The sequence below is a fragment of the Shewanella sp. H8 genome, from assembly GCF_040285065.1.
In the GTDB taxonomy this organism is placed as follows: Bacteria; Pseudomonadota; Gammaproteobacteria; order Enterobacterales; family Shewanellaceae; genus Shewanella; species Shewanella polaris.
On sequence record NZ_CP157213.1, the window covers coordinates 1990219 to 2003220 of the forward strand.

The 13002-nt window shown below is 39.4% G+C and carries 9 protein-coding genes; 4 read left to right on the forward strand and 5 right to left on the reverse strand.

Annotation, left to right across the window (positions count from 1 at the left end; all coding sequences use genetic code 11):
* Nucleotides 1-1884, reverse strand: coding sequence for a DUF294 nucleotidyltransferase-like domain-containing protein (locus ABIS04_RS08700; RefSeq protein ID WP_350433198.1), 1884 nt, complete (start codon nt 1882-1884; stop codon nt 1-3).
* A gap of 490 nt (nt 1885-2374) precedes the next feature.
* Nucleotides 2375-2554: a hypothetical protein gene (locus ABIS04_RS08705; protein ID WP_137220829.1), complete on the reverse strand. Its 180-nt coding sequence runs from the start codon at nt 2552-2554 to the stop codon at nt 2375-2377.
* Between the two features lie 167 nt (nt 2555-2721).
* Between ABIS04_RS08705 and ABIS04_RS08710 the strand changes: the two genes are divergently transcribed.
* Nucleotides 2722-3147, forward strand: a complete 426-nt coding sequence (locus tag ABIS04_RS08710; protein WP_137220827.1) for an Hsp20/alpha crystallin family protein — start codon at nt 2722-2724, stop codon at nt 3145-3147.
* 233 nt (nt 3148-3380) lie between these two features.
* Here the strand turns inward: ABIS04_RS08710 and ABIS04_RS08715 are convergent, their stop codons facing one another.
* A complete protein-coding gene (locus tag ABIS04_RS08715; RefSeq protein WP_140234085.1) occupies nt 3381-4997 on the reverse strand; it encodes a methyl-accepting chemotaxis protein in 1617 nt (538 codons plus the stop codon).
* Nucleotides 4998-5443: 446 nt separating this feature from the next.
* Complete coding sequence (gene asnS, locus ABIS04_RS08720) at nt 5444-6844, reverse strand: asparagine--tRNA ligase (protein WP_137220823.1); 1401 nt, start codon at nt 6842-6844, stop codon at nt 5444-5446.
* A 180-nt stretch (nt 6845-7024) separates the two neighbouring features.
* On the opposite strand from asnS, the gene ABIS04_RS08725 reads away from it, so the two are divergent.
* Complete coding sequence (locus tag ABIS04_RS08725; RefSeq protein ID WP_350433199.1) at nt 7025-7360, forward strand: hypothetical protein; 336 nt, start codon at nt 7025-7027, stop codon at nt 7358-7360.
* 70 nt (nt 7361-7430) lie between these two features.
* Here the strand turns inward: ABIS04_RS08725 and ABIS04_RS08730 are convergent, their stop codons facing one another.
* Nucleotides 7431-8009, reverse strand: a complete 579-nt coding sequence (locus ABIS04_RS08730; protein WP_350433200.1) for a CoA pyrophosphatase — start codon at nt 8007-8009, stop codon at nt 7431-7433.
* Nucleotides 8010-8506: 497 nt separating this feature from the next.
* On the opposite strand from ABIS04_RS08730, the gene malQ reads away from it, so the two are divergent.
* Nucleotides 8507-10693 carry a 4-alpha-glucanotransferase gene (gene malQ, locus ABIS04_RS08735; RefSeq protein ID WP_350433201.1) on the forward strand — a complete coding sequence of 729 codons (2187 nt, stop codon included), beginning with the start codon at nt 8507-8509 and terminating at the stop codon, nt 10691-10693.
* A 58-nt stretch (nt 10694-10751) separates the two neighbouring features.
* The gene (glgB, locus tag ABIS04_RS08740) at nt 10752-12986 is read left to right on the forward strand and encodes a 1,4-alpha-glucan branching protein GlgB (protein WP_350433202.1); all 2235 of its coding nucleotides are present in this window, start codon (nt 10752-10754) and stop codon (nt 12984-12986) included.
* Nucleotides 12987-13002: the final 16 nt, after the last annotated feature.

Sequence of the window (13002 nt, forward strand, 5' to 3'; positions counted from 1 at the left end):
TTAACCTTTAATGTTGTTGGACGTATACCGATATTTTAAAAAGTTTTGTGCATTGCTTAATACTAAGAAAGCATCTTTAAGATTTCTTCTTTCAAAATTAGACATGCTTTCCGGCTCGATATTATTATCAGGCTCGATTCCAGATTCTATATCAGAGGACTGATGGCGCAACCGCACCAAAGAGATAAGCTCCATCGCATGCTGTAAATCTTCGCCCTTTGATGTGGGCAAAATACCCGCTTCGATGATATCTTCTAAACGTTCAAAGGAGTTTTGTGATAACGAACCAATTGCCAAAGCGTGTACTCGAATAAGATCTGCCAATGGTGCTGTTCCACGGCGTTTTAAATTAATCGAGTTATTATGACGGCCATCTTTTTCCATCACAAAATCTTTAAAAAATCCCAAAGGAGGTTTACGATTAAGGGCATTATGGGCCAGACAGGCTAAAAATCGGTTGTTTTTCTTAGTTTTCTTGCGGATGAATGCATTTAACTGCTTAGCCCATTTTATACGGCCATATACACCCGTTAGATCAAAGAAAATAGAGCAGTTTAATAACGCTTGAGGATTCGGATTGTCTATCCAGTCACCAAAACACGCTTCCCACTCGGAGCGGGTTTTACGGTACTCAGGGTTACTGGCCATAATATCACCGGTGCAGTAACTGTAACCGCAAGCGGCCAAACCATCACAAACAAAATCGGCTAATTTTTCAAAATACTCACCATGCAATGCTACTTGATAACTATTATCTAGAATAATGGCATTGTCTTGATCGGTAACCATGAGCTGTTCATCACGAGCCATCGAACCGAGCGCTAAAAAACAGTAGGGCACAGGTGGCGGGCCGAACTTTTCTTCTGCAAGTTCTAATAAACGCTGCTTAAAGTTACGGCCGATTTCAGACATTGCCCGTCCGACCATATGAGAATTTGCGTCTTCATTTACCATTCGAACAAAACAGTTTTTTAACTGGCTAGAAAGCAGTACTAAATCCTCACTACTTTTTTGCTGGAAAATACTGCTGACAAACAACAGACTATTTTGAGATTCGTAACGAATAATATCAGCAACTTCAATCAGACCAATGGGTTTTTTATTTTTGATAATAGGCAGATGATCAATGTTATGACGTAACATGAGTAACATAGCTTCAAAAATATAAGCGTTATGATCAAGATAGATTAAATTTGTCGACATGACCTGTGAAATAGGACTATCAACATTTATCCCAGCAGCTACGACCTTAGAGCAGAGGTCATGTTCAGTAATAATACCAACAAAACTGTTTTCCATAGGATCATCTATATTGGGATCATTAATTAATACGGCAGAAATGTTCTCTTCAGCCATTGTCTTAGCAACAGCTTGAATAGTGCTACTACAGGGAAGAATAAGTGGTTCTCTGGTCAGTAATGTTTTAACTTTTGAGGTGGTTAGTGCATTGGGATCATCGGTGTTACCTTTTACCGCCTGCTTTAAACGGGTGGTATCTTCCACTTCTACAAAATCAGCGAAATCATCATATTGCTCACATAAATCATTGAATACAGACTCTGGAATACAATAAACAAGCGTATCTTTGACCGCTTTGGCTGGGAAACGCACTTTGTTATTGGTCAACAGGCCCATTTGTCCAAATAACTGACCTTGATCAAGACGATTATACAGTTCACCTTTACGTCTAAATAGTTCTACGACGCCACTGCGGATCATGTACAGTTCTTTAATTTTGTCATTAAAATTAATAATCATACTATCTGTTTGGTAATATGAAATCTCAACGCTTTGAGCCACTTCAAGTATCGCTTTTTCGGGAAGTTGATCAAAAGGGGCATACTGAGCAATAAAACTTTGAATCTCGAGTAATTCGGCTGACATTAATAGGCCTGCTAATGTGTATTGACTGGAGCTTTTGTGTATAGCTATACAGACATTATACGAGTTATAGCTGCAATATGTGCAGCTATAATTACAGGCGAATATTTTACCTTTGATTTGGTATTGATTGATTGTGCGATGTTTACAATTGATAATAATAAAAGTCATTGATTATAAATGGTTTTTATTAATATTGTTAACGGTGCTTTAAAGATTGATTTAGAAAAACAGTCACTTTTAAAAAAATAATGTGGTTCATATTAAGCTTGAGATAACCCCTCTGCATTGGTTGTTTATATTGAAAAATGTCTATTAGTTTTTATCCTTATCTTTTTCATTGCCTCACAATTAGAGTTGTCTTTGTCAGCTTCTTCGTTCTCGCTGTCGTCGACAGTATCGCTATTAAAATCATATAATACCTCGGCCAAATGAGCTCGTGAAACCTGACCTTGTAAATCGCCTTAAAATCCACAACAGGTATAGGGAAATCTCAAGCCATAATCGCTGGAAGGTGGCCTACAAGCAGATCATCTGGTGAAATGGGGGGCAAGTCTTCTAACTTAAAATCTTCCATTGGTTCTTCATTATCGACTTTTACAGGTTCTTCGAGTATTTCTTGGCATATAACGCCCAGAACATCGTCTTCGTTTACATAATAGGCCCTAATCAAAAACGTCTATAAAAGACATATTAAAACAATCAGGATAATTGATCTTGATCAAGTGATGCTCGTTATGTGAGCGCTAAAATTGTTGGGTAGGTTGAGATTTTGGTTGTACGTAAAGCCAGAATCAATCAATTTTACTAGCAGATTTAAAGATGTAAGGAGATTTTGTTATGAACTTAATTCCTAAAAATTCACTTTTTGATGTGACAGACTTTTTTGGCAACTTTTATGCTCCCACTGTTGAGGGTGAAAAGGATGTAGATTTTTTTAGTCCTCGGGTAAATATTAATGATAATGAGGATCATTATGATATTACCGCCGACTTACCGGGTGTAGATAAAAAGGATATTCATGTTTCACTTGATGGCGATGTACTAACCATTGAGGCATCGACAGCCGAAGATAATGAAGTAAAAGACCACGGGCAAGTGATCAGAAAAGAACGTCGTACAGGTCAATATGTCCGCCGTTTCACTTTAGATGGCAAACCAAGTGAAGCCGATATAAAAGCCTCATTTAAAAATGGTGTGCTTCAATTGAAAGTGCCTAAACTTGGTGGGAAAAAAGCTGAAACTAAACTAATCCCCATTCAATAACAAAGCCAGTATAAATTGTTGCTATAAAATAAATTAATGAGGTAAAGCTTAGAAATGTATTAACCATCTATATTTAATAAAATGGTTAATAAAACGTTTTATAAAGCAATAACTCAAATAATAGATATATCAACTTTATACATGTAGTGGTCGCATAAATCATTATTGATAGCGATTAAAAAGCCCGCTAATTTAGCGGGCTTTTTGTTAACGTTTAATCATCAAATAGTTTTTTATTGGGTTTTAAATTGGCCTATCTGTGCTTTTAATTGTTGAGATAATTGGTCAACTTGAACACTCGCAGTATGTGACTGTTCGGCATTGGCAACGGTTAAGCGAGTTTCATCACTAATATTAACAATGTTACGATTAATTTCATCACTCACTGCCGTTTGCTCTTCCGCCGCAGTTGCAATTTGAGTCGCCATATTGGCAATGGTAGCAACAGATTGGGTAATTTTAGTCAGTGCTTCACCCGCCTGAGCTGCTTGCTCAGTGCTATTTTTAGCTTGTTGGCTACTTGCTTCCATAACGGTTACAGCGCCTTTTACACCTGTTTGCAATCGACCAATCATTTCTTGAATCTGATTGGTTGAATCTTGAGTGCGCTGAGCTAAGGTGCGAACTTCATCGGCAACAACGGCAAAGCCACGGCCTTGTTCTCCGGCACGTGCGGCTTCAATTGCAGCATTTAACGCCAGTAGATTGGTTTGGTCTGAAATACCACGAATAACGTCCAAAATAGTGCCAATATTATTAGTATCGCTTTCTAATTTATAGAGTGCACTCGCGGCTTGTTCCACACCTTTTGCTAGATGATCAATTGAATCGATGGTTTGGCGAACAACCTTGTCGCCTTGTAGCGCTTGTGCATCTGAATCATGTGCTGCTTGGGCGGCTAACTCGGCATTGTTTGCAACTTCAATGACGGTTGCTTGCATTTGATTCATTGCCGTGGCGACTTGTTCTGTTTCACTTTGTAGTCGTTGCATACCATTTAAGGTTTCATTACTAGCAGATGCTAACTGTACACTTGTTGTGCCTAATTGTTGTGTGTTGCCATTAAAATCAATGATCAACTCACGAATGTTCGCCACGAACACATTGAAGCTCGATGCCACTTTAGCAATTTCATCATCACTACTATCGTCTAACTTTACGGTTAGATCCTTTGCTCCAGATGCCACATTGCGCATTGATTCATCAAGTTTGTTAAGTGGAGTTAAAATACGTTGATAAAGAATTATCATCATTATCACAATAAATAACCCGAGGCCAATGCTTCCCCATAATTGCACCCTCGAAGCCGAAGTTGTTGCAATAAGAGTTTCATTTACCGTTGAAACAAATTGTTGATCCAGTTCTTGAGCCAATAAATCTAAGTTTTCTGCTAATTCTCCCGCAGAGTCATCAAAGCCACCAGCGTCTTTCATTAATGCGTTACCCGCTTCAGTACCTTGGGTTAAATAGGCGTCGGCCATTCTTATACCAGAATCGTACAATAAATTGACTTGGCGTTTAATATTTTGTGCCTGCACTGCAAATTCTGGAGCGTATTTAATTAACTCATCAATCTGTTGTAGGGCTCCGCTCTTGCTTTCAAGTGCTTCAGACTTAGCTTCATCACTTTTGGTTGCCCCCACATCGGTTAGAAATTGTTGTATTTGCACGACATAATAACGAGTATCTTTTAATGCAAATATTGCATGAACTTGTAGCTCTTCTTTTTCAATATTTACATGTATACGCTCTTGTTGAACACTCATTATCAAAGCCAACACCATTAGTGACGTTAACGTTAGTACAATGGTAATTTGGAGCATTCTCTTGATGGAGAACTTTATATTCATAAATAACCCTTAACGTAAATAAAATGATGTCATGCAATGTAAAGAGAATATCGTGTTATATAATTATTGTCATTTAACAGCGTTGATTTTTTGAACCTATGTCTAATTAAAGAGTAGTTTTATTTGTAGGGCGAAGATTGTTGTTATTTTTATACCCTAAAATGTTGTTGTTTGGATGTTTTTAGGTTTGTCTTTGGTTGTTTATCGGTAGCTTTTATGTTGGTTAATTGTGACTGTTTTTATTGAAAAATCAACTTTTAGTTGTAGTCAGTAAATAAACCAACACTTACATATTCTAAGGTGGGACATAAAAATGACTAAATTGTTTTGATCTGTTGGGTGAGTAATGGATGATAAAAAAGAAAATATTCTATATGTCAGTAATCGAAAAAGTTTCAATAAAAAACGCGCCAATTGGCGCGTTTAAAAGTTTGTTATTTAAATGATTAGAAACTTGCTGAGCGAGGTGCGCGAGGGAAGGGGATAACATCACGAATGTTGTTAACGCCAGTCACGTATGACACTAAACGCTCAAAACCTAAACCGAAACCAGAATGTGGCACTGTGCCATAACGGCGTAGGTCACGATACCACCAGTAATCTTCTTGGCTTAAATCCATTTCAGCTAAACGCATATCAAGTACGTCTAAACGCTCTTCACGCTGTGCGCCACCGATAATTTCACCAATACCTGGTGCTAATACGTCCATCGCGGCAACAGTCTTACCATCATCGTTTAAGCGCATATAGAAAGCTTTAATGTCTTTAGGATAGTTTTTAACGACAACAGGCGCTTTAAAATGCTCTTCTGCTAAATAGCGTTCGTGCTCAGATTGTAAATCAATACCCCATTCAACTGCGAATTCAAACTTCTTACCACAGTTTTTAAGGATTTCAACCGCATCAGTGTAATCTACTTGGGCAAAATCACTGCTAACGAATGATTGCAAACGTTCGATAACGGTTTTATCAACACGTTCGTTAAAGAAGCTTAAATCATCCATGCGTTCTTCAAGTACGGCTTTAAAGGCGTACTTGAGCATTTTTTCAGCTAACTCAGCGGCATCATCCAATGTGGCAAATGCCACTTCAGGCTCAACCATCCAGAATTCTGCAAGGTGGCGAGTGGTGTTTGAGTTTTCTGCACGGAATGTTGGCCCAAAGGTATATACTTTAGACAATGCACAAGCATAGGTTTCTGCGTTTAACTGACCCGATACAGTCAAGAATGATTCTTTACCGAAGAAGTCTTTATCATAATCAACTTTACCATCGGCCGTGCGAGGTAAATTTTCCATGTCTAATGTTGAGACGCGGAACATTTCACCAGCACCTTCACAATCAGATGCAGTAATTAATGGGGTCGATACCCAAATAAACCCTTCTTCATGATAGAAGCGGTGAATGGCTTGTGATAAACAGTTACGTACACGGGCAACAGCACCAATAATGTTGGTGCGAGGACGTAAATGTGCCAGTTCACGTAAATGTTCAATCGAGTGGCGTTTGGCCGACATTGGGTAAGTATCTGGATCGTCAACAAAACCCGTGACTAGGATTTCAGATACTTGTAATTCAAATGCTTGACCAGCACCAGGAGAGGCAACCACTTCACCCGTCATAACGACAGAGCAGCCAGCAGTCAATTTCAATACATCGTCATTGTAATTGGCTAGGCTATTTGGCACGACACCTTGAATAGGGTCGAAACATGAACCGTCATACACGGCTAAGAAAGAAATACCCGCTTTTGAATCTCGACGAGTTCTTACCCAACCACGGACAGTGACTTGCGAACCAACGGCGTGTTCACCTTTAAATACAGAAGCGACAGATGCAATGCTCATTGTTGCTTTTTTCTCCAACGTATCGAATATAAATATAAATTTGGGCTTTATCTTACCTTGCTGGTGGCTTTTCTCAAGCTGAAAACGCTATTCTATGGTGATTATTATGATACTTTTAGTTAAGTCGGTTAAATATATGGCTAATTAGCCTTTTATTGTCCCGTTTATTAAGGAAATGCCATGTCTCGGTTAGGAATTATACAAGTGGTGTTGACCATTTTGTCGTTATTAGGCTGGAGCTTAGCCATTTATGCGTTGATTATTTTTGGCGAAGCTCGGCCTGATCGCGCAGTTGGGTATTTTTTAAGTAAAGGGGTGTCGGTGCGATTAAACTGGGATCCCGAATTAACCATTAAGTTAGAGTATTTAATTTGGTGGTGTGCAGGTATTAGCTTTTTAAATTTGTTAGTTAATTTTTATGCTAAAACAACTACGCGAATAGGTTTTTGGGTCAATATACCATTGCTATTGTTAGTATCGTTGTCTGCAGGTTTATATATCCGCTATGTGGTCTAATTTACACAGTGAAAATTGTCGAGATTAGTTTTGGCTAAATGGTTTATGAAGTCGAGCTTGCTGTGTTTGCTCATTCATTTACTTCGACATGACGGCACAGCAAATCAATGATGGCGGCTGTTACGCCCCAAATAAATTTGTCTTCAAATGGCATAAAGTGCACTTGATAATGTGCGCCATAGCGGTAATAACTTAACTTATGATGATTACCTCTCTCAATAAAAAAATTCAATGGTACTAAGAAACAATCTTCCACTTCACCGGGATCGAGCACTAACTCAAAAGGGTGTTTTACCATTGCGACGACCGGGGTGATCTCAAAGCCTGTAAAGGTTTTATGGGGTGGAAATACGCCTAACACATCAACATTTTCCGGTGATAAACCAATTTCTTCGTGGGCTTCGCGCAGTGCAGTATAAATGGCATTAATATCTTCTGGCTCAACTTTGCCACCTGGGAAGCTAATTTGTCCTGGATGGTGACGTAAATGCATTGGGCGTTTCGTTAAAATAAGGTGCAGTTGTTGCTTTACTTCAATCACGGGTATTAACACCGCAGCTTGTCGACCGATATACGATGGCGGGGCTGATGGAATTGTAGAGCCCAAACGATGTAGATTATAACGTAAAGTGAATTCGTGTTTATTCATTATGGTCTTCGTATCCAACGGATGGTAATACAGAGGCTATCTTGTAAGATTAACAACATCTCACAACTCAATGTATCACACATGAAACAAGTCAATGATAGATATCAATCTCTATAACATTTCGCTTCAGTAAGATTAATCTTAGCAGTGACAGCGTCAGGCTAAAAGAAATGTATAGGATCGTCATGGTTCTTGAAAGACGCTTTATGTGTCATTTATTCATTAACATTTACGCTACCAGTTAGGTTAGATTTTTTAGTGACTTAGTCTGCTTAAGTGCACCATTTTGTGATCTATGTCAGTTCATGGTGCGTCAAATGGTCTTAATATATTCATATTGAACAAACATTCCAAGTTTAACGATAATGATAACCGACTGATTTTAAATAAATAGTTATTGTCATTTTATTGCCATTAATCTGTATTCAATTTGTTATGATTAACTGGCATGTTAACTGCTGGAATTAACGCAGTTAATTAACGCGAGGGCGACAAATATGGAACTGGAGAAGTTACTGTATTTGCAAGGCGTAGGAGCAGAGTTTATCGATTGTGTCGGTAATCATGTCCACATTCCTGCTAAGGACAGGCAGGGTATTTTAACGACGATGTTATTGGAACCTTCATTTTATCAACAACATCAACAAACCGATCTACAGCAAGCTAATCAACCAGCATTAACGGCAGAAGCCTTGATGCAACACTGTTTATCAGATCAACAGATTGCTTCCAGAATAGAACAGCTTGATGTATTACCTTGGTTGATGCCGTTGCATAAGTTTCAGTGGTGTCATATCGATAAACCACATGTTGATATCTATCTGCCAGATAATTATTCATTTTCTTTTATGGTGACCATTAGTGGTGATCACATTGACACTGTTACAGTTAATGCAGATTTAAGCGATTGTGTTATCACTGGTGAATATATTGTCAATAATCTACGTTATTGCCAATATCAGCTAGCGCTTGATCAATCGAAATTTCAGAACGGTTATTATCAAGTTAAGATTACGTTTTTAAATGACCCCGCACGAACAGAGATTTTACAAGGCCAATTGATGATTGCGCCGTCTATGGCTTATCAAGGTTGTTTTGCGCAGACAGCAACAAGCAGCAAGCAAACTTGGGGGTTAAATGCTCAACTGTATGCAATTCGAAACGAAAGCCAGTGGGGGATTGGGGATTTTGGTAATCTGGCTGAGTTGATTGATTATGCCGCCCAAGCAGGTGCAGATTTTATTCTTCTTAATCCTCTGCATGCTTTGGATATCGGTCAACCAGAAAACCCAAGTCCTTATAGCCCAACTGACCGTCGTCGGTTAAACCCATTGTATATACAAATTGAAGCTGTTTATGAATATAAGGCGCTTAATGGCGAGTTATTATCACAAAAATGGCAACAAAAAAAGTTTGTACTTAACCAGGCTAATTTAATTAATTATGAAGAAGTACAAAGTCTTAAATACGCAGCTTTTGAAAGGTTGTATCAAATTTTTTGTTCGCAACACGTAAAGTGTGAAACCCCGAGGTTTAAGGCGTATTCGTATTTTATAGAGCAAGATAAAGCAGCGTTAATGCAGTTTGTTGAACTGGAAATAAAGTTAGCATCTAAATATTTCACTTATGATGCAGGTTTTTATTTGTATTTACAGTTTGTTGCTAATGAACAATTACAAGCTTGTCAGCTTAATGCTAAACAGTGTGGTATGAGTATTGGCCTCATACGTGATTTAGCCGTGGGAGCGGTGAGTCATGGGGCCGAAATTAGTGCCAATGCCGATTTGTTTTGTGCCAATGCTAGCATTGGAGCCCCTCCAGATCCTTTTGCCGAACATGGGCAAAACTGGGGCTTAACTCCTGTCGATCCGGTTAAATTGAAGCAAAATGATTTTAGTCATTTTGTGCAATTAATTCGCAGCAATATGCAAAGTTGCGGTGCATTGAGGATTGATCATGTTATGGGGTTACTGCGTTTATGGTGGTGGCCACTAGAGAAAGTGCTCGGTAATGGTTGTTATGTATATTATCCGTTGGACACCTTATTAGCGATTATTTGTTTAGAAAGCCAGCGTGCACGCTGTATTGTTATCGGAGAAGATTTAGGCATAGTGCCGCCAGAAATCGTGTCTCGTTTACGTGATGCGGGTATATTCTCAAACGAATTATTCTATTTCTGTCGACATTATGATGGTTTTAAGTCACCACAAGATTATAAGCGCCAAAGCTTAATGATGTTAGCTAATCATGATGTATGCACACTTGCTGCCTGGTGGACTGGGGCTGATTTACGCTTAAGGCGTCAACTTGACTTGATTGAAACTGATGAAAAGTTGCAACACGTTATTACTCAGAGACAGCAATATAAACAGCAATTGATTGATTTACTGATCCGCGAACACGCGTTCGAACTGCCACAACAAACAGCATCATTAGAACAATTAGATTTCGACAAGGTGTTGTTGGCTTGGATCAGTGTCGCCGCTAAAGGAAATTCGCAAATGTTCAGTGTGCAATTAAGTGACTTGGTCGCCGATAAGCACGCGGTAAACATTCCAGGCACTTGGAAAGAATTCCCAAATTGGCAGCGCAGATTACCGCTATCAATCAAACAAATGTCCCAAAGCCCTAAGGTGGAACAGCGCCTTAATGCCATAAAATTAGCCAGACAATCCACCAAGTAGTTGTGGCGGCGTACCCCATCTACTTCCGATAAACGTGCTCATTAATGGATCAATGAATATGACTGTAGAGACTCTGTATTTTGAACAAGGTAGTGAAATTGCCTTATTAAATGGTGAATACACAGATGTGTTTTCCTTGCTTGGAATGCACAGTACTAATGATGCTAAAGGTTTAGTGGTTCGTTGTTTATTGCCTGGCGCGCTTAGTGTTGATGTTGTGAGCGTTAAAGATTCTCGTAAAGTGGCCAGCCTTGAGCAAGTTAATTCTCAGGGGCTTTTTGCTGGAAAAATGGGACGCAGAGTTAAACCATTTAATTATTTATTACGGGTGCAATATCCGTTATGTGAACAATTAATCCATGACCCCTATCAATTTGACAGTTTATTGAATCCGGATGATGTATACCTATTTGGTGAGGGTAGCCAACTGCAAACCTATCATTTTCAAGGGGCTAATTGGCGAGAACATCATGGTGTAACAGGCGTTCATTTTTGTGTTTGGGCTCCTAATGCCAAACTGGTGTCAGTGATCGGTGATTTTAATTTATGGAATAAGCAACGTCATATATTACGTCGCCACCCCGCTAGTGGATTGTGGGATATTTTCATTGCTGATGTTGAAGCTGGCCAACATTATAAGTACTCAATTTGCGATACCAATGGCAATGAGATCATTAAGTCCGATCCCTATGCGGTTTCAATGCAATCATCACCTCAAAATGCATCAAAAATACCTGTGCAAGAAAGCTATGATTGGCAAGACAGTCAATGGTTAATAGAGCGTGCTAGTCATCAGCCACATGTAGAGCCTATGTCCATATATGAAGTGCAATTAGGCTCATGGCGACGTACTGGTGAAGACGGCCAAGATTATATCGAATATCCACAACTCATTGCCGAGCTAGTGCCATACATCAAAGAGATGGGTTTTACTCATTTGCAATTAATGCCCATTAGCGAATACCCATTTGATGGATCTTGGGGCTATCAACCTGTGGGGTTATTTGCACCTACTTATCGCTTTGGTGATGCCAACGGCCTTAAAGCCTTCATTGATGCTTGCCATCAACAGAATATTGCGGTGTTACTTGATTGGGTGCCTGCACATTTTCCTAAGGATCCTCATGGATTGGCTCGATTTGATGGTACTTGTTTGTATGAGCATCAAGATCCCCGTAAAGGTGAGCAACCTGACTGGGATACGTTAATTTATAATTATGGTCGCGCGGAAGTCCGTAGTTTTTTATACAGTAATGCTTATTACTGGTTGTATGAATTTCATTTTGATGGTTTGCGTCTTGATGCTGTGTCGTCAATGTTGTACCTCGATTACAGTCGTAACCCTGACCAATGGCTCCCTAATGAATTTGGCGGCCGAGAAAACCTTCAAGCTATCAGTTTTTTACAAGAGTTAAATGCACGTATGTATCAATGCTTCCCTGGCATTAATATGATTGCTGAAGAATCTACGGCGTGGCCTGGAGTGACACAAGCAACCAGCAATAATGGTTTAGGGTTTGGATTTAAATGGAATATGGGCTGGATGAACGACACCCTGCGTTATATCAGCTGCGACCCTCTTTATCGACGTTACCATCACAGTGAACTGACATTTAGTTTAGTTTACGCTTTTACCGAACAGTTTATTTTATCGTTAAGTCATGATGAAGTCGTACACGGTAAGGGGTCGTTGCTGCATAAAATCCCTGGTGATGATTGGCAAAAATTCGCCACCTTACGCGCCTATTATGGATTCATGTGGGCGCACCCAGGTAAAAAGTTGATCTTTATGGGCAATGAGTTTGCGCAACGCAATGAATGGAATCATAACCAGAGCCTTGATTGGCATTTATTACAATATGCGCCACATCAAGGGGTACAAGATTGGGTTCGCGATCTCAACCAATTTTACCAACAGCATCCAGCACTATATCAACGCGATCATCATAGCGACGGCTTTCAATGGCTCGACTGTAATGATGCCGATAATAATATTCTCGTGTTTTGCAGATTTGGCAACGATAAACAGCAACCGGTAGTGATTGTTGTCAATATGTCGCCACAGGTTTATCACGATTTTAGAGTCGGGGTGCCAACTGACGAACCCTACATAGAAAGTCTCAATAGCGACCATCGTCATTATGGTGGCAGTCATGTGGTCAATGATGGCATTTATAAAGCACACGCTACACCTTGGCAAGGAATGCCCCAAAGTATAGTGATAACAGTACCGCCATTAGGCTGCAGTTTGTGGATACCTGAACAAGCAGGTCTAGACGACCCAATAGCGTAAATTGGCGAAGATAACA

Excerpts from the sequence above, each read along its gene's own strand:
- ABIS04_RS08725 (WP_350433199.1), top strand. The coding sequence starts at position 7,025 with ATGTCTCGGTTAGGAATTATACAAGTGGTGTTGACCATTTTGTCGTTA.
- ABIS04_RS08715 (WP_140234085.1), bottom strand. The coding sequence starts at position 4,997 with ATGAATATAAAGTTCTCCATCAAGAGAATGCTCCAAATTACCATTGTA.
- malQ (WP_350433201.1), top strand. The coding sequence starts at position 8,507 with ATGGAACTGGAGAAGTTACTGTATTTGCAAGGCGTAGGAGCAGAGTTT.
- glgB (WP_350433202.1), top strand. The coding sequence starts at position 10,752 with ATGACTGTAGAGACTCTGTATTTTGAACAAGGTAGTGAAATTGCCTTA.
- ABIS04_RS08710 (WP_137220827.1), top strand. The coding sequence starts at position 2,722 with ATGAACTTAATTCCTAAAAATTCACTTTTTGATGTGACAGACTTTTTT.
- ABIS04_RS08730 (WP_350433200.1), bottom strand. The coding sequence starts at position 8,009 with ATGAATAAACACGAATTCACTTTACGTTATAATCTACATCGTTTGGGC.
- asnS (WP_137220823.1), bottom strand. The coding sequence starts at position 6,844 with ATGAGCATTGCATCTGTCGCTTCTGTATTTAAAGGTGAACACGCCGTT.
- ABIS04_RS08700 (WP_350433198.1), bottom strand. The coding sequence starts at position 1,884 with ATGTCAGCCGAATTACTCGAGATTCAAAGTTTTATTGCTCAGTATGCC.